At 63.1% G+C, this 15,878-nt stretch carries 17 protein-coding genes; 7 read left to right on the forward strand and 10 right to left on the reverse strand.

Translation table 11 applies throughout. The features are described 5' to 3' along the window. Positions 1 to 13 precede the first annotated feature (13 nt). A complete protein-coding gene (locus P9273_RS05445; RefSeq protein ID WP_278047978.1) occupies positions 14 to 1,354 on the forward strand; it encodes a M24 family metallopeptidase in 1,341 nt (446 codons plus the stop codon). Here the strand turns inward: P9273_RS05445 and P9273_RS05450 are convergent. Together P9273_RS05450 and P9273_RS05455 are read right to left on the reverse strand one after the other, a co-directional pair. Next, a complete protein-coding gene (locus P9273_RS05450) occupies positions 1,322 to 2,155 on the reverse strand; it encodes a phosphate/phosphite/phosphonate ABC transporter substrate-binding protein (protein WP_278047979.1) in 834 nt (277 codons plus the stop codon). The two genes, P9273_RS05445 and P9273_RS05450, sit on opposite strands and share 33 nt — an antisense overlap. Positions 2,156 to 2,231: 76 nt before the next feature. After that, positions 2,232 to 3,233: a fatty acid desaturase gene (locus P9273_RS05455; RefSeq protein ID WP_278047980.1), complete on the reverse strand. Its 1,002-nt coding sequence runs from the start codon at positions 3,231 to 3,233 to the stop codon at positions 2,232 to 2,234. 251 nt (positions 3,234 to 3,484) lie between these two features. Between P9273_RS05455 and P9273_RS05460 the strand changes: the two genes are divergently transcribed. The 3 genes from P9273_RS05460 (at position 3,485) to bmt (ending at position 6,113) form a co-directional block, all read left to right on the forward strand. Next, positions 3,485 to 4,342 (forward strand): helix-turn-helix domain-containing protein, encoded by an 858-nt coding sequence (locus P9273_RS05460; RefSeq protein WP_040981855.1) that lies wholly within the window; start codon positions 3,485 to 3,487, stop codon positions 4,340 to 4,342. 68 nt (positions 4,343 to 4,410) lie between these two features. Continuing rightward, positions 4,411 to 5,013 (forward strand): urea carboxylase-associated family protein, encoded by a 603-nt coding sequence (locus tag P9273_RS05465; protein WP_278047981.1) that lies wholly within the window; start codon positions 4,411 to 4,413, stop codon positions 5,011 to 5,013. 83 nt (positions 5,014 to 5,096) lie between these two features. Continuing rightward, a complete protein-coding gene (gene bmt, locus P9273_RS05470; protein WP_278047982.1) occupies positions 5,097 to 6,113 on the forward strand; it encodes a betaine--homocysteine S-methyltransferase in 1,017 nt (338 codons plus the stop codon). 9 nt (positions 6,114 to 6,122) lie between these two features. Here the strand turns inward: bmt and P9273_RS05475 are convergent, their stop codons facing one another. The 6 genes from P9273_RS05475 to P9273_RS05500 all read right to left on the reverse strand — a co-directional run bounded on the left by P9273_RS05475 (position 6,123) and on the right by P9273_RS05500 (position 12,299). Then, positions 6,123 to 6,395, reverse strand: a complete 273-nt coding sequence (locus tag P9273_RS05475; protein WP_041003973.1) for a hypothetical protein — start codon at positions 6,393 to 6,395, stop codon at positions 6,123 to 6,125. A gap of 140 nt (positions 6,396 to 6,535) precedes the next feature. Beyond that, a complete protein-coding gene (locus P9273_RS05480) occupies positions 6,536 to 8,368 on the reverse strand; it encodes a vWA domain-containing protein (protein WP_278047983.1) in 1,833 nt (610 codons plus the stop codon). A 2-nt stretch (positions 8,369 to 8,370) separates the two neighbouring features. Further along, complete coding sequence (locus P9273_RS05485; RefSeq protein WP_278047984.1) at positions 8,371 to 8,934, reverse strand: RNA polymerase sigma factor; 564 nt, start codon at positions 8,932 to 8,934, stop codon at positions 8,371 to 8,373. 175 nt (positions 8,935 to 9,109) lie between these two features. Continuing rightward, positions 9,110 to 9,841 (reverse strand): dienelactone hydrolase family protein, encoded by a 732-nt coding sequence (locus P9273_RS05490; protein WP_278047985.1) that lies wholly within the window; start codon positions 9,839 to 9,841, stop codon positions 9,110 to 9,112. 104 nt (positions 9,842 to 9,945) lie between these two features. After that, on the reverse strand, positions 9,946 to 10,635 hold the full coding sequence (locus P9273_RS05495) for a hypothetical protein (protein ID WP_278047986.1): 690 nt from the start codon (positions 10,633 to 10,635) through the stop codon (positions 9,946 to 9,948). 89 nt (positions 10,636 to 10,724) lie between these two features. Next, positions 10,725 to 12,299, reverse strand: a complete 1,575-nt coding sequence (locus P9273_RS05500; RefSeq protein ID WP_278047987.1) for a trimethylamine methyltransferase family protein — start codon at positions 12,297 to 12,299, stop codon at positions 10,725 to 10,727. A 270-nt stretch (positions 12,300 to 12,569) separates the two neighbouring features. On the opposite strand from P9273_RS05500, the gene P9273_RS05505 reads away from it, so the two are divergent. Continuing rightward, positions 12,570 to 13,268: a corrinoid protein gene (locus tag P9273_RS05505; RefSeq protein WP_041004332.1), complete on the forward strand. Its 699-nt coding sequence runs from the start codon at positions 12,570 to 12,572 to the stop codon at positions 13,266 to 13,268. Positions 13,269 to 13,353: 85 nt separating this feature from the next. Here the strand turns inward: P9273_RS05505 and P9273_RS05510 are convergent, their stop codons facing one another. Then, positions 13,354 to 13,488, reverse strand: coding sequence for an entericidin A/B family lipoprotein (locus tag P9273_RS05510; protein ID WP_041003961.1), 135 nt, complete (start codon positions 13,486 to 13,488; stop codon positions 13,354 to 13,356). 53 nt (positions 13,489 to 13,541) lie between these two features. Here P9273_RS05510 and P9273_RS05515 point away from each other — a divergent pair, with 53 nt between their 5' ends. After that, positions 13,542 to 14,174: a DUF1638 domain-containing protein gene (locus tag P9273_RS05515; protein WP_278047988.1), complete on the forward strand. Its 633-nt coding sequence runs from the start codon at positions 13,542 to 13,544 to the stop codon at positions 14,172 to 14,174. A gap of 12 nt (positions 14,175 to 14,186) precedes the next feature. Here P9273_RS05515 and P9273_RS05520 read toward each other — a convergent pair whose 3' ends face one another. Continuing rightward, positions 14,187 to 15,101 carry an NAD-dependent epimerase/dehydratase family protein gene (locus P9273_RS05520; protein ID WP_278047989.1) on the reverse strand — a complete coding sequence of 305 codons (915 nt, stop codon included), beginning with the start codon at positions 15,099 to 15,101 and terminating at the stop codon, positions 14,187 to 14,189. A gap of 122 nt (positions 15,102 to 15,223) precedes the next feature. Between P9273_RS05520 and P9273_RS05525 the strand changes: the two genes are divergently transcribed. Next, the gene (locus P9273_RS05525) at positions 15,224 to 15,799 is read left to right on the forward strand and encodes a DUF4893 domain-containing protein (protein WP_278047990.1); all 576 of its coding nucleotides are present in this window, start codon (positions 15,224 to 15,226) and stop codon (positions 15,797 to 15,799) included. The last annotated feature ends 79 nt before the right edge of the window (positions 15,800 to 15,878 follow it).

Consider the following 15,878-nt stretch of genomic DNA (forward strand, 5'->3'; position numbering starts at 1 on the left):
TCAGGGGGGACGAATGGACAAGCTAGGCTTTGGCCGCCATCGCAAGATCATGCCCTTCGAACCAGGCCCGGTCGAAGCGCTGCGCGAAGCCTCTCGCGACAAAGCGGCCTCGCTCAACCAACATCTGCTGGGCTATGGCGCGACAGCAGAAGCCGAGTGGGCGGCGGCAGGCATCGCCGCGCCCGACCTGCCCGCCATGCGCGGATATCGGCTGGAGCGCATCCGCGCCGAGCTGAAGCGCCGCGACTATGCCGGCGCCCTGCTCTATGACCCGCTCAACATCCGCTACGCCACGGACTCGACCAACATGCAGCTCTGGGTCGCGCACAATCCGACCCGCCACTGCTTCGTCGCCACCGAGGGTCCCGTGGTGCTGTTCGACTATTTCTCCTGCGAGCACCTGTCCGACCATTCGGGTGTCGTCGACGAGGTGCGGCCGGCCGTGTCGTGGATATATCTCTACAGCGGCGAACTCACCGAGCGGAAGGTCCGGCGCTGGGGCGCGGGCATCGCCGAACTCATTGCCGAGCATGGCGGCGGCAATCGCCGCATTGCCGTCGACCGCATCATTCCGGAAGGTGTCGAGGAACTCGCCCGCCGCGGCATTGCGATAGGCAATGGCGAGGCGGTGATGGAGAATGCGCGCCTCATCAAATCGCCGGACGAGATCCTCGCCATGCGCCGCGCCATCGTCGCTTGCGAGGCGGCGATGGGAGAGATGGAAGCAGCGTTGAAGCCCGGCATCTCCGAAAACGAGCTTTGGGCGGAATTGCATCGCGGCAACATCGCGCGTGGCGGCGAATGGATCGAAACGCGGCTTCTGTCGTCCGGCCCCCGCACGAATCCCTGGTTCCAGGAATGCTCCGCGCGCGTCATCGAGAATGGCGACCTCGTCGCCTTCGACACCGACCTGATCGGCCCTTACGGCTTCTGCGCCGACCTTTCGCGCACCTGGCTTTGCGGCGACAGGCAGCCGTCGGACGAACAGCGCGATCTCTTCCGCATCGCCGCCGATCAGATCGCCCACAACACCGATCTGATGCGGCCGGGCGTCTCCTTCCGCGATCTCGTCGAGCGCTCGGCGGTGCCACCGAACGATTGTTATCCGACGCGCTACGGCGTGCTCTATCATGGTGTCGGCCTGGCCGACGAATATCCGACGCTGCCACATGCCGGCGATTGGACCGACGACACGCCGGACGGCGTGCTCGAACCAGGCATGGTGCTCTGCGTCGAAAGCTATATCGGCAGGCTTAGCGGGCGCGAAGGCGTCAAGATCGAGGAGCAGATCCTGATCACCGACACAGGCAACGAGAAGCTTTCAGCCTATCCGCTGGATAAGCGACTGCTCTGACCTTTCGACCGCCGCGACGGCCTCGCGCATCATGGCAATGGTTTTTTCCGGCGTCGTTCTGGCCGTGATATAGGGCAGGCCCTTGCGCAGTGCCGTCCAGCCGACGACCTTCACGCCTTTCGCCGCCGGCTCGAAACGCTGCGCCAGCTTCCAGCTCTTGCAGTCGATGGCCGCCACGTCGGCCCTGCCTTCCGCCACCGCCACAATTGACGACCGGTGGCCGCCGCTTTCGCTGCGGGAGGCAAAAATATCGAGGCTCTCCGCCAAAGCCGCGAGATCGCGCGTCAGGCCGATGATGCCGGACATGGAATCGAGGCTGTTGAAGATGAAGCGCTTGCCGCGGAGAAGATCGAGCGGAATGACGGCCTTGCCGTCCTGTGGCGCAGGCACCGACGCTTTGCCGTCAGCCGGCATCACCAGCGCGCTGGAATAGAGCTCGCCTTTGCCTCCTTCGAAAGCGTCATAGCTCGGCTGCGCGATCACCTGCACATGCTGGGCCAAACCGAGTTCCATCGGTCCCCAACAGGTCTGGGCGAAAAGCAGCGCCGGATGCAGCCAAAGCCGATGGAAATCGAGTTCAGCCGACGGCAGCGTCGCCGGATCCGGCGCGATCAGCTTGCCGGCGTCATCGAGGATCCCGCCAGGCACCGGCGACAGGTCGCCATTGCTGCGCACGATCGTTTCCGGCGCATCGATGCCCCGTTGCCGAAAAGCGTCGCGCAGTCGTACCCATTGCGCATCGATCTCGCCGCGCGCTTCGGGCCAGTCATACATCGGCAGGGCCGCAACGAACTTGCTCATGTCGAACAGCTTTCACAGACAGGCGACCTTCGGCGCCTGCGTTCCGCCGCGAAAAAGCGGGCGCGGAAAGTCGAAATTACTCTTTCGGCGGCTCGGCGGGAACTGGCGCCGTGCCAAGCCCGCTGACATTGCGCGCCCTGACACGCGGCTTGAAGGCGCGGCCCGGCTCCGGCGCGCGACGCAGCACCGGATGGATGACCGGCTCCTTGGCCTTGAAGGCATAGGATTTGATCAGCGCCAGATAGTTCGGATAGACATAGCCGTTGTTCATCCGCAGCCATTCTTCGCGCCGGTCGCGAAAGAGCTTGGGCAATCTGTACCAGGCGACCGTCGGGCTCTTGTGATGCACGAAATGCAGGTTGTTGTTGAGGAACAGGAAGGACAGCGGCGAGCGTTCGACGATGATGGTGCGGCCTTCCGGATGCTCGGACCACTGATGCTCGGCATAGGTGCGCACCGAAATCAGCGACTGTCCGAGCCAGACGGGCACCAGCACATAGAGCCAGAGCGGGATGCCGAAGCCGAAGGTGACGATCGGCGTCACGACGACAATGCCGATGGCATGGAGCAGCCAAGCCTTGCGGATCACCTTGTCGCCGGCGGCGATCTGCTTGGCGTCGTCGATGAAAAAGCCCACCGAGGACAGCCATGGTCCGAGGATGAGGCGGCCGGCCATGGTGTTGTTGATCTTGAGCAGGAACTTCATCGCCGGCGGCAGTTCCTCATGCATCCAGAGCGCCTGGTAATAGCTCTCGGGGTCGTCCAGCGGATCGGTCAGCCGCTCATCGGCATGGTGGCGAAGGTGGATGGCCTTGAAACGCCGGAACGGCCAGACCAGCCCGATCGGCAGGAAGACGAAGGCTTCGTTGATCCTGGCGCTGCGGGTCGGATGACCATGCAGCACCTCATGCATCAAAGAGGATTGGAGTGCCAGGATCAAGCCCAGCGCGATCAACGCGATCAAAGGATGGGATGGCCAGAGCAGCAAGCCGATTGCGAACCATGCGCCGTAGCAGAAGAGTGCGAGGAATACCGTCGGCCATTCGATTGCCGGTGCACCGCTGCGTCTCTTGCTCATGCCGGTATTCACGCTTGCCATGCTATCGACCACTGCCTTCCAGTCGCCGGAACCAATTCGATTCCTGACAGCATTGTGTCAGGAGCCTGCCGTTACATCAACGCGACAATGCGCACAAACTGTTGCGATTGCGCATTTTTGGCGGCAGATGTGACGCATTGTAAACAAATATGGGGATTCATTTCCGCCCTGCGCCGCCTTCAGATCGGCTCCGGCGCAAAATTTATCCTCCCGCAAGCAGGAGCGGCCTGATGGACAAGCGCGATCTGTCGACGATCTTCCGGGAGCGGCTGAAATTGCTCTTGACAAGGTCCGATCTGAATCAGTCGGCCTTCGCAACAGCCGTGGGCATCGACCGCTCGGCGCTCTCGCAACTGCTGTCCGGCGCCTCGACGCGCCTCCCCCGTGCCGAGACGCTTCTCAACATCGCCGCGGAGTTCAAGGTCTCGCTCGACTGGCTGCTTGGCCTCAGCCATGACGAAGGCGTCACCGGCGAAATCCGCGAAAGCCTGGAGATCGAGGAGGCGCCGGACGGCTTCGACCGAACGCTGCTCGCCAAATGGCACGCCGAGGCCGCCGGCACCAAGATTCGCTATGTGCCGGCCGGCATTCCCGATCTTTTGCGCACCGAGGCGCTGATCGACTACGAGGCCGGCATCGCCAACAAGAACCGCGAGGCGCAGGCCGGCGAGACGCAATACCGTATCGACTACACAAGGCGTCCGGAGACCGACATGGAGGTCTGCATGCCGCGCCACACGCTGGAGATTTTCGCGCGCGGCCTGGGCGTCTGGGATCGTTTCCCGGAAGCCGAAAGACGCAAGCAATTGCTGCACATGGCAGCTCTGCTCGACGACCTTTACCCGACGTTCCGGCTGTTCCTTTATGACGGCCGCATGCGCTATTCGATCCCCTATACGATCTTCGGCCCCTACCGCGCCGCGATCTATGTCGGCGACATGTATATCGTGCTGAGCGCCACCCAGCCGATCCGCACGCTCACCAGCCATTTCGACAATCTGATCCGCGCCGCCGACATCAACGCACATGAGGCGGCAAGCTTCACGCAGAAGCTGGCCGCAATGTCCTTCCCGTCAGGTTCTGTCTGATTGCCGGCATCGATAGCATACTGACGTCGGCCACCATCCGGCTGCCGGTCATCGCTTCAGGTAAATCCATGCAAGAACCGCGTCACGTCATTGTCCCTCCGCAGTCGGGCCGCTCCATGCGCGTCGGGCGCGGCGATCTGATCCGCATCATCGATCCCAAGGGCCAGCAGGTCTCCGACCTCTGGGCCTTCTCGACCGAAGGCAGGCTCGACTGGTTGAGCACGTCACAGACACGCGACATCACCGAGCGGCTGTTTCCGAAACCCGGCGATCATTTCTACAGTGCCGCCGGCAGGATCATGCTGACGCTGATCGAGGACGCCTCGCCCGGACCGCACGACATGCTCTACCCGGCCTGCGACGGCGCGCTCTATGAACGTGCCGGCCTGCCCGGCCACCCGAATTGCCGCGACAATCTGATAACGGCGCTCGCCGCGGAAGGCATCGACCTGCCCTTCGCGCCCGACCCGGTCGACCTCTTCCAGAACTCCTTGCCGCAGCCGGACGGAACGCTCGTCGTCGAAGCCTCGATCAATCCGCCGGGCGGTTACGTCACGTTGCGCGCCGAACAGGACCTCCTGCTTGTCGTCACCGCCTGCTCGGTCGATCACCACCCGACCAATGGCGGCGTCTGCACCGAGATCGAGGTCGAAATCACTCCGGTTTCGTGAAGCCTTTCAGGCCGCAAACTCGTTGACTAGACATAAAGACTTCTTTATATCGTTATTCGACTTCGAACACGAAAGCTACCGCCATGACCGCGACCAACCCGATCGACGCACTGCTGGCCGAAAAGGGCGTGCTCCTGGCCGACGGCGCCACCGGCACCAATCTGTTTGCGATGGGCCTGCCGGCCGGCGAGGCGCCCGAGCTGCTCAACGAGACGGCGCCCGAGACCATTGCCAGCCTGCATCAGAATTTCGTCGATGCCGGCGCCGATATCATTCTCACCAACTCCTTCGGCGGCACCCGCCACAGGCTGAAGCTGCATCATGCGCAGGACCGCGTGCACGAGCTGAACAAGCGCGCCGCTGAGATTGCCCGTTCCGTTGCCGACAAGGCCGGCCGCAAGGTCATCGTCGCCGGCTCTGTCGGCCCGACCGGCGAGTTGTTGGTGCCGCTCGGGGCGCTGACCTATGACGACGCCGTCGATGCCTTCGCCGAGCAGATCGAGGGTCTCAAAGCCGGTGGCGCCGAAGTCGCCTGGATCGAGACGATGTCGGCGCCCGACGAAATCCGCGCCGCGGCCGAGGCCGCTATCCGCATCGGCCTGCCCTATACCTATACCGGTTCGTTCGACACAGCCGGCCGCACCATGATGGGCCTGCTGCCGAAGGACATCCACGCCGTCGCCGACGGTCTGTCGCAGGCCCCGCTCGGCGTCGGCGCCAATTGCGGCGTCGGCGCTTCCGATATCCTCGCCTCGCTGCTCGACATGACCGAGGCGAAGCCGGAGGCGACCGTGATCGTCAAGGGCAATTGCGGCATTCCAGAATTCCGCGGCAGCGAGATCCACTATTCCGGCACCCCGGAGCTGATGTCCGATTATGTGCGTCTGGCGGTCGATGCCGGCGCCAAGATCGTCGGCGGCTGCTGCGGTACCTCGTTCGCCCACCTCGCCGCCATGCGCAAGGCGCTCGACGGCCACACCAAGGCTGAGCGCCCGACCATCGAGACGATCGTCGAACGCATCGGCCCGATGCGCAACAAGACGGCAAGCGCCGGCGATGTGGGCGAAGGCCGGCGCGAGCGCAGGCGCAGCCGCGCCTGACAGGCCTGCTTATTTGCTGTTTTCGGCGTAGCGCGACAGCGCCGTATTGAAATCGACGACGTTCTCGGCGCTCATCGTCGCCAGCGCACCCGATGTGCCCGGATCGCTGATCTGCTCCAGCATCGCGCGAAACCGGTCGTTGTTGAGCGCCGAAAGCGCCGTGTTGCGAGCCGCATCGACATCGCTCCTGATGCGCGCGGATTCCACCGAAGCCGCGGACGATCCCCGCACCGGCGCACTGGTTGCCGTTGCGTTCGCATTGCCGATTGTCGTGATATGCACTGCTGATCCCTCAAAATTCTATCAGCGCTGACTAACAGAAGCTCGTTGCGGCGAGGTTCCGGAAAAGCCGCGCAATTTAACGATTGCAAGAGGGCCGGCAGGATTTCTCCCGCCGGCTTATCGTTGGAGGTCACAACGCTCTATTTGTTGCTGTCCAGCGATGAGGCCAGGCGTACCAGCGAAAGGAATTCCGCCCTGTAGCCGAACGGATCGGCGCCGCGCGCGGCATTGGCGATCTCCGCGATCCGGTCGTAGCCGAAATTCGCCGTCTGGTCCTCGTCGCGCAGCTTCTGCCCGAAGGCCGCCACCGCGACCGAGAAACGCTGGTCGGCGCCGGCCGCGTCGAAGGATGACACCTCGTTGGCGGCGGTCACCGGCGTGGTGATCAGCTTCGAGACATTTTCGTTCGGCAGCTTGTAGCGGATCTTGACGAAGGCATATTCGTCGGCATTGGCGACGCCGCCATTGTCGACCTTCGCCTGGCCGTAGCGCAGCGGATCGACCTGCTCCCCGCCGCTCCCCTTCGGCGTGATCTCATAGACCGCCGTCACCGAATGGCCCGAACCGATATCGCCGGCATCGACGCGGTCATTGTTGAAATCCTCACGCTTCAAGGCCCGGGTCTCATAACCGACGAGACGATACTCCGAGACTTTGGCCGGGTTGAACTCGACCTGGATCTTGACGTCCTTGGCAATGGTGAACAGCGTCGAGGAGGCATCCTCGACCAGCACCTTCTCGGCCTCGGCGAGCGTGTCGATATAGGCCGCCGTGCCATTGCCGTTCTGGGCGATGGTCTGCATCATCTGGTCGTTCAGATTGCCGCGGCCGAAGCCGAACACCGACAGGAACACGCCTGTCTTGCGCTCCTTCTCGATCAGCCGCTTGAGGTCGTCGTCATCGGTCTGGCCGACATTGAAGTCGCCGTCGGTGGCAAGCATCACGCGGTTGACGCCGTCTTTGACGAAGGACTGCTGGGCAAGCTTGTAGGCTTCGCGGATGCCTTCCTCGCCGGCCGTCGAGCCGCCAGGTTCGAGATTGTCGATGGCCGCAAGGATTTTCTGCTTTTCCGACGCCTTGGTCGGCATCAGCACCGTGCCGGCATTGCCGGCATAGGTGACGATGGAGACGGTGTCGTCTGCCTTCAGCTTGTTCACCAGGAGCCGGAAGGCGGATTTGAGCAACGGCAGCTTGTCCGGCTCGTCCATTGAACCCGAGACGTCGATCAGGAAGACCAGATTGGCCTTCGGCTGCTCGGCCTGCTTGACGTCGAAACCCTTGATCGCGACATGCATGAGCTTGGTGTGCTCGTTCCACGGCGTCGGCATGACGGTGACGGTCGAGTTGAACGGCGTTGAAGCCGATTCCGGTCCTTTCCAGTCATAGGGGAAGTAGTTGATCATCTCCTCGACGCGGACCGTGTCCGGGTCGGGCAGGCTGCCTTCCTTCAGCGAGCGCCGCACGAAGGAATAGGAAGCCGTGTCGACATCGATTGAGAAGGTCGAGACCGGATCCTGCGCCGTTTCATGCACCGGATTGGTCTTGAACGTCTCGATGCGGTCGCGGTTTTCCTCCTGCGGCTGGATCTGGTCGGCCGGCAGGGGCGCGGGCTGTACCATGAGCTTGGAATTGGCCATTGCCGGGGGAGACGCCGGAATAGCGGCAGCTACCCCCCCAATGACCGGCGGCTGTTCCTTCAGCATCTCGAAAGCGGCATATCCGGCAATAGGCAGCGCGACCAGCGCGGTGATGGCCGGCGTGGCGATGAGTTTCCGTTGCATGATGTCTCTCCAGAGCTTTTGTGCTCGCTCCGTGAGACGAAGACCTGCGGACGTTCCTTTGGAGACTGTCGGAATTTTTTCGTCCATGTCGAAGGCCTGCATCGCGGCATTGAGCGCGCGCGCCTTCGCCTCGCCGCCCGGCGCCGGTACCGCGATGTCGCGCAGCCTTTCGAGTTCGTTGTCGTCGACCATGGTCACACTTCCCCGGCTGAGCGCATCAGCACCTTCAGCCGTTTCTTCGCTTCATGGATGTGCCAGGAAACCGTCGTCTCCGAGATCGCCATCACCTCCGCCGCCGCCGCGTGGTTGAGACCTTCGCCATAGACGAGCAGCACCGCGTCGCGCTGCTTGTCGGGCAGCATTCGCACTGTCTCCCACAGCGCCTCGGTCGGATCGTCGCTCTCCGCCGACGCATTGGCCGCGATCGTCGCATAGGCGCCATAGGCGTCGGTCTTGGCGGTGTCGCGGGCCCGCTTGCGCATCATGTCGCGCGCGGCGTTCAGCGTCATGGCGTAAAGCCAGGTCGTGAAGGCGCCGTTGCCCTGATAGTCGCGGATCGCGCGGCCAAGCCGCACGCAGACATCCTGGGCGATGTCCTCCGCGTCGGCCTTGCGGCCGCACCAGCGATAGGCGGCGCGATAGACGAAGCCATAGTGCCTTTCGAGCAGTTTGCCGAAAGCCCCCCTGTCTCCGCCCCTCGCCAGCCCGATCAATTCGGCATCGGAGGCTTCGCTGTCGTCCAGCATCATCGCCGTCATTTGCCTGTTGGACGAAGGCTAATGACCGATCCTTGGGGTGATGAAAAGATTTTTTGTGGAGGCACTTTTTCCTTTTCCCCGCTCGCGGGGAGAAAGTGCCCGAAGGGCGGATGAGGGGCGGCGCGAACATTCGAAGGTTCGCGCTGCACGCCCCTCCGCGATCTGCGAGAGACGGCTAGCCGAGCGTCTCCTTGAAGAACGTCGTCAGCCGCTTCCAATGCCTCTCCGCGCCCGCCTCATCATAGGCGCTATGGTCCTTGACGCACCAGCCATGGCCGACGCCGACATAGTTCTCGATGACGTGGTCGACCTCTGCCACCCTGAGCGCCTCCGCCAGCCGCGCCGACTGCTCCGGCGGGAAGCTGCTGTCGACGCCGGCGACGCCGACATAGACGCGCGCCTTGATCGAGGCCGCCTTGCGGTGCGGGCTGTCGGCCGCATCGCTGGCGAGATTGCCGCCATGAAAGCTCGCCGCGGCAACGATCCGGTCGGGATAGCTCGCCGCCGCGTTCAGCGCCCGCGCGCCACCCATGCAGTAGCCGACGACGCCGACAGGTGCGGCGATACCCTCGGCGGCCAGCGCATCGAGGAAGGCGCTGCCGTCGCGGACTGTCATGGCCTGCGTCGTGCCGCCGCTCAGCATCAACAGCAGGGCCTTGGTCTTTTCCTCGGCAAAGGCGGTTTTGGGATCGAACGGGCCATAGGGCGCATAGCGGTAAAAGAGATCGGGCACCAGCACGGCATAGCCATGCTCCGCGAGGCGCTCGGCCATCTGGTCGAGCGCCGGACGCGGACCGAAAATATCCATGTAAAGGATGATGCCGGCCTTGGCCGGCGCGGCTGGACGAAACAGCCGTGCCTTCGCCGTGCCGTCCTGGGTCTTGATCTCGATGTCCTGCTTCGTCATTGCGCGCTCCGCCGGTTGCTAGGCGATAGATATCCGCACCCCCCGCCAGGGCAAGCCGCAACCTCTCGATCGCGGTCAAGTTTCCGTGTGGCTCGGAAGCCAGCCTACAGTCCGGCGAACGCCGCCATATGAAAAGCCTGCACCTCCGGCGGATAGCGATACTCAGCGCCATAGGGACAGGCGTTACGGTCGAGGCAGCCGCCGGCGAGGCAAGGCGTACCATCCGTGCCACGCACATGCGCCAGGCACGCCTGGTGCGCAAAGCCGTCCCCGGAATAGGCGTCGACTGGACAGGAGTTCAGGCAGGGCTTTGCGACACATGTGTCGCAAAGATGAATCGCTGCATGAGGTTCGGGAAGAGAAATCTCGTCCTCGAACAGCAACGCGCCGCGATAGGCATGCCAAAGTCCATAGGTCGGATGCATGAGAATGCCGAGCGGCGACGGCTTCAGCCCTTCCGCCCGCATCGCCCAGTGCTGGAACGGGAGATAGGGCCGGTCTGAAGGCGACACGGCGCGCGCGCCGAAGCCTTGGGCCACCGTGCCGATCACCTCGCGCGACCAGCTGTCGAGTGGGTTGGCGATGTCCCTCGCCTGCCGCTCCCGCCAGCGCTGGAAATGCGGCCACGGTGCTGCGCCCGCCTGCCCGACCAGCAGCATCGATTTGGCCGGCGCGCCGGAAGATCCAGTTGGCGCCATCTCATCGTCACCAAAGCTGAAACCGCCACGCAGGATCAGGCCACTGGCCGCGAGCGCGGCCGCGACCCCCTCGACTCGGTCGCGGAAAAAAGTCATCCCTTTCGGTCCGGGTCGGAGAACGCGCTCCGCCAGACTTCCTTGTGGATGATGTTGGCGACTTTAGCCCGGCCTGACTCGGGCTCCTTTCACGTGAAGGCGTCGGCCATCGAGCCCTTCTTCTTGGCGATGAAGTCCTTCAGCGCCTCGTCGATCGCCGGATCGAGATGCGGCGCCTCGTAGCTTTCCAGCCAGCGGCGTGCGAGTTCGTTGGCGCGCTGCGGCGCTGTCTTCTCGCCCTCGGCCAGCCACTGCTCGTAAGAATTGTTGTCGGCGATGCTGGAGCGGTAGAAAGCCGTCTGGAAATTCGCCTGGGTGTGGTCGCAGCCGAGATAGTGGCTGCCCGGGCCAACCTGGCGGATGGCATCCATCGCCTGGCCGTTTTCCGACAGGTCGACGCCTTCGCAGAATTTCTGCTGCATGCCGAGCTGGTCGATGTCCATCATGAATTTTTCGTAGCAGGAGGCGAGACCGCCCTCGAGCCAGCCAGCCGAATGCAGCACGAAATTGGTGCCGGCAAGGATAGTCGAGTTGAGCGTGTTGGCGCTCTCATAGGCAGCCTGCGCGTCCGGGATCTTCGAGGCGCAGAGCGAACCGCCGGTGCGGAATGGCAGGCCGAGCCGCCGCGCGAGCTGTGCCGCGCCATAGGAAACCAGCGACGGCTCCGGCGTGCCGAAGGTCGGCGCGCCCGACTGCATCGAGATCGACGAGGCGAAGGTGCCGAACAGCACCGGCGCGCCGGGCCGGATGAGCTGCGTGAACGAGGCGCCGGCCAGCACCTCGGCCAGCACCTGCGTCAGCGTTCCGGCGACCGTCACCGGGCTCATCGCGCCGGCCAGGATGAAGGGCGTGACGATGCAGGCCTGGTTGTTGCGCGAATAGACTTTCAGGGCGCCGAGCATGGTCTCGTCGAACACCATCGGCGAGTTCGCGTTGATCAGGCTGGTGAGCACCGTGTTCTTCTCGACGAAGTCGTCGCCGAACACGAGCTTGGCCATTGCCACCGTGTCCTCGGCCCGCTCCGGCGCCGTCACAGAACCCATGAACGGTTTGTCGGAATAGCGGATATGCGCGTAGATCATGTCGAGGTGGCGCTTGTTGACCGGCACGTCGACCGGCTCGCACACCGTGCCGCCCGAATGGTGGATCGACGGCGCCATATAGGCGAGTTTCACGAAATTCTGGAAATCCTCGATCGTCGCGTAGCGGCGGTTGCCGTCGAGGTCGCGCACGAAGGGCGGGCCGTAGACCGGCGCGAACACTGTCGCATTGCCGCCGATCTGCACCGAGCGCTCGGGGTTGCGCGCATGCTGGGTGTAGATGGAAGGCGCGGTCTTCAGCAGCGAGCGGCAGAGCCCCTTGGGGAAATGCACGCGCTCGCCCTTCACGTCGGCGCCGGCTTCTTTCCACAGCGCCAGCGCCTCGGCGTCGTCGCGGAAGATGATGCCGGTTTCTTCCAGCACCGTGTCGGTGTTCTTCTCGATCAGCGCCAGGCCTTCCTCATTGAGGACCTCGTAGACGTTGATCTTGCGCTTGATGTAGGTGAGCTGGGTGCCCGGGCCGCCGCCCGAACGGGCCGCCCGGCGTGCCGCCGCGCCGCCGCTGGCACCGCGTCCGCGCCGTCCGCCCGACGCTTCCTGCTCGACTGCCGCGTTATCGCTCATAATCGTTCTTCCTATAACTTGGCCTGGATTGGCTGGGGCGGCCCATCGTCGCCGCTTCTTGCCGGATCGTAGCCATGCACCCTATTGGAAACGGCCAGCCAGCGCCAACGCCTGTCGCAAAATCGACAAGAAAAGCGCCATTTTTTCAGTCGCTTTCCTTTTGCGGGAAGTCGCAAATCAGCTATGGCTAGCTCGCCCTCGCGGGTTAGGTATTGGCGCATCGATTTTTAAGCTGCAGCAAGCATGGCGAGCAGCAAGGAGCCCGAGAAAATGTCCGACGACGAGATCATCCTTTCCGAGCTTTCCGACGACGAACTCGTGCAGCAAATGCATGACGATCTTTATGACGGTCTGAAGGAAGAGATCGAGGAAGGCACCAACATCCTTCTGGAGCGCGGCTGGCAGCCTTATACAGTGCTGACCGAAGCGCTGGTCGAAGGCATGCGCATCGTCGGCGAGGATTTCCGCGACGGCATCCTGTTCGTGCCGGAAGTGCTGCTCTCGGCCAACGCTATGAAGGCCGGCATGGCCATCCTGCGTCCGCTGCTCGCCGCCACCGGCGCGCCGAAGCAGGGCAAGATGGTGATCGGCACCGTGAAGGGCGACATCCACGACATCGGCAAGAACCTCGTCGGCATGATGATGGAAGGCGCCGGCTTCGATGTCATCGACCTCGGCATCAACAACGCTGTCGAGAAATACCTCGAGGCGATCGAGCAGCACCAGCCCGACATCATCGGCATGTCGGCGCTGCTCACCACCACCATGCCCTATATGAAGGTCGTCATTGACACGATGAAGGAAAAGGGCATCCGCGACGATTATGTCGTCCTGGTCGGCGGCGCGCCGCTCAACGAGGAATTCGGCAAGGCCGTCGGCGCCGACGCCTATTGCCGCGACGCCGCGGTTGCGGTCGAGACGGCCAAGGACTTCATGAAGCGCAAGCACAACGTTCGCGCTTCCGCCTGACCCAGGGCATCAGGATGGATCGACAAGAAAAGCCGCGCCTTGCAGCGCGGCTTTTTTGTTCCCAGATGATAGGCGAGGCTGCCGATCAGTTGACAGTGTCTTTGACCGCCCTTGCCGTCGATTTGACGTCCTTGCCGACGCCCCGGATGGTGTTGGCGCAAGCGGTGAGTGCAAGCGCGCAGGCCAGGATGGCGATCGGCGCGATGCGTAGCAGTTTCATGGACGGTGTCTCCCTCGACAGATATTAAGCCCCGCAGCGAAAGCCGGCCCGACTTGGTGAAGACGCAAAAAACGGAACCGAATCAAACAGACAGGCTGCTCGTCATCGCCTGCGGGATGATTGCGCGCGAAGTTTTGGCCGTCAAGCAACAGCTAAAGCTTGACCACCTCGAGCTGACCTGCCTGCCGGCCGAGTTCCATTTCTATCCGGACCGCATCGCGCCGGCGATGGACAAGGCGATCGAAAAGGCCAAGGCGGAAGGCTACCAGCACATCTTCGTCGGCTACGCCGATTGCGGCACCGGCGGCCTGCTCGACCGCGTCATCGAGAAACATGGCGTCGAGCGCATGGCCGGACCGCACTGCTTTGCTTTCTACCAGGGCGCGGAGGCCTATGCGAAGGTGGCCGACGACGACATGATGTCGTTCTACATGACCGACTTTCTCTGCCGCCAGTTCGATGGCTTCTTCATCAAGCCGCTCGGCCTCGACCGGCATCCGGAACTGATCAAGGATTATTTCGGCAACTATGAGAAGCTGATCTATCTCGCTCAGACCGACGATCCGGAGCTCGACAAGGTCGCCGAGAAAGCCGCCGCCATGCTCGGCCTCGCCTATGAACGCCGCTCGACCGGCTATGGCGACCTGACCGCCGAACTGGCACGGGCGGCACACAGCACCGCCTGAGAAGACTGGCCTTCAGACCTCGGCTTCCAGCGCGGCCAGCACGTCGGCAAAACTCGTCTTGCAGGTAAAACCAAGCTTCTCCCTCGCCCGCGACGGATCGTAGACGCGGTCGATCGACGAAAACATCGTCCAGCCCTTTCTGGCATAAAGGCGCGGATAATCGGGGAAATAGCGCGCGACGACGGAGGGCGCATCGGCGATCAGCTCGGCGCAATCCTGCGGCTGGAACGGCGTGGGCGCCGAGACGATGAAGATATCGAAGCCAAGGCTCGGCGCCCTCTCCAGCGCCGCGACATGGGCCTGCGCGGCATCCTCCACCGTCAGCCGCCGAAACAGCAATTCGTTGGCCTTGGTGTTGGCGTCCGATTGCTCGATCGCATGCGCCATGTCGTCGGCTTCGGGAAAGAAGCGTGCCGTGCGCAGCACCACCACCGGCAATCCGTGCTGAAGGTTGTAGAGGCGGCATAGATGTTCGGCCGAAAGCTTCGTCACGCCATAGATGTTGCGCGGCTCCGGCGACATGTCCTCCGTCAGCCAGGCTGCCTTGCGCGTGCCGCCTTGGAAACCGGCGCGGATCGCCTGCGAGATCATCAGCGACGTCGTCGAGGTGAAGACGAAGCGCTCGACGCCGCAAGCCACGGCCGCGTCGAGCAAATTGAGCGTGCCTTGCACATTCGTCGCGACGAAATCCGTGTTCTCGAAATGCTCGATGTTCGGCTTGTGCAGCGCACCGCTGTGAATGATGGCCTCGATTCGATTGTCGCGGACAGTTCCGAAGACCAGCTCGCGGTCTGCGACTGAGCCGACGACTTGCGTGCGCGCCGAGAGAACCGGATCAAGGCCGATAACTTGGTGGCCGAGCGATTCGAGCCTTGGCTGAAGCGCGCTGCCCAGCCATCCGGACGATCCCGTGAGCAATATCCGCATCGATCAACCGTCATTTTTCCGAGCTGACGCTGTTAAGCACGGATGACAGGCGAGCGCGAACCGGTAAGTTGTACGCCAGTGACGAAAAGAACTGTTCCAGCCCTTTTTGAGGAAACCATTTGATGAACCCTCGCCTGCTTTTTGCCGCTCTCGGCCTCATTGCCTTCACCTTGCCTGCCCATGCCGATGGCGAGGTGCAGAAGCTGATCACCGCCGCCGACAAGGCGCGGCTGGATAAATATGGAGAGACGCGCAAGGCGGCTCTCGAGGAGGCGAGGGTCGGCAATCCGTCGGAGGTCAGGCAATTGGACGGGCTGCTCGCCAAGCCGCTTGTCGCCTTCTCCAACAAGGATCTCACCGGCACCTGGAAATGCCGCACCATCAAGGCAGGCGGCATCAGCCCGCTCGTCATCTATGGCTGGTTCAAATGCAAGGTGACCGACGATGGCTCCGGGTGGCGGCTGACCAAGATCAGCGGCTCGCAACGCACAACCGGCCGCTTCTTCGACGATGGCGAGAAGCGCGCCATTTATCTCGGCTCGTTCTCGGTCAATGACGACAAGGCCAAGCCCTATGGCAGCGGCCCCGAAAGCGACCAGGTTGGCTACGCCTTCCGCAACAGCGCCACCGAATGGCGAATCGAATTCCCGGCGCCCTATTACGAATCGAAGCTCGACATCATGGAATTCAAGCGCTGAACCGGCACTGAAACGCCTCCGGCACACCAAGGATTAACCCGCCCCGCATAGCATGCGCCGGGTCTTCAAAGCGGGTGCT

This window comes from Mesorhizobium sp. WSM4935, from assembly GCF_029625735.1.
GTDB lineage: Bacteria > Pseudomonadota > Alphaproteobacteria > Rhizobiales > Rhizobiaceae > Mesorhizobium.

Coding starts and splice junctions, on each gene's coding strand:
- P9273_RS05500 (WP_278047987.1), bottom strand. CDS start 12,299: ATGAGCGATAACGCGGCAGTCGAGCAGGAAGCGTCGGGCGGACGGCGC.
- P9273_RS05480 (WP_278047983.1), bottom strand. CDS start 8,368: ATGGTCGACGACAACGAACTCGAAAGGCTGCGCGACATCGCGGTACCG.
- P9273_RS05485 (WP_278047984.1), bottom strand. CDS start 8,934: ATGACGGCGATGATGCTGGACGACAGCGAAGCCTCCGATGCCGAATTG.
- P9273_RS05465 (WP_278047981.1), top strand. CDS start 4,411: ATGCAAGAACCGCGTCACGTCATTGTCCCTCCGCAGTCGGGCCGCTCC.
- P9273_RS05510 (WP_041003961.1), bottom strand. CDS start 13,488: ATGAAACTGCTACGCATCGCGCCGATCGCCATCCTGGCCTGCGCGCTT.
- P9273_RS05505 (WP_041004332.1), top strand. CDS start 12,570: ATGTCCGACGACGAGATCATCCTTTCCGAGCTTTCCGACGACGAACTC.
- P9273_RS05460 (WP_040981855.1), top strand. CDS start 3,485: ATGGACAAGCGCGATCTGTCGACGATCTTCCGGGAGCGGCTGAAATTG.
- P9273_RS05490 (WP_278047985.1), bottom strand. CDS start 9,841: ATGACGAAGCAGGACATCGAGATCAAGACCCAGGACGGCACGGCGAAG.
- P9273_RS05520 (WP_278047989.1), bottom strand. CDS start 15,101: ATGCGGATATTGCTCACGGGATCGTCCGGATGGCTGGGCAGCGCGCTT.
- P9273_RS05525 (WP_278047990.1), top strand. CDS start 15,224: ATGAACCCTCGCCTGCTTTTTGCCGCTCTCGGCCTCATTGCCTTCACC.
- P9273_RS05450 (WP_278047979.1), bottom strand. CDS start 2,155: ATGAGCAAGTTCGTTGCGGCCCTGCCGATGTATGACTGGCCCGAAGCG.
- P9273_RS05495 (WP_278047986.1), bottom strand. CDS start 10,635: ATGACTTTTTTCCGCGACCGAGTCGAGGGGGTCGCGGCCGCGCTCGCG.
- P9273_RS05455 (WP_278047980.1), bottom strand. CDS start 3,233: ATGAGCAAGAGACGCAGCGGTGCACCGGCAATCGAATGGCCGACGGTA.
- P9273_RS05445 (WP_278047978.1), top strand. CDS start 14: ATGGACAAGCTAGGCTTTGGCCGCCATCGCAAGATCATGCCCTTCGAA.
- bmt (WP_278047982.1), top strand. CDS start 5,097: ATGACCGCGACCAACCCGATCGACGCACTGCTGGCCGAAAAGGGCGTG.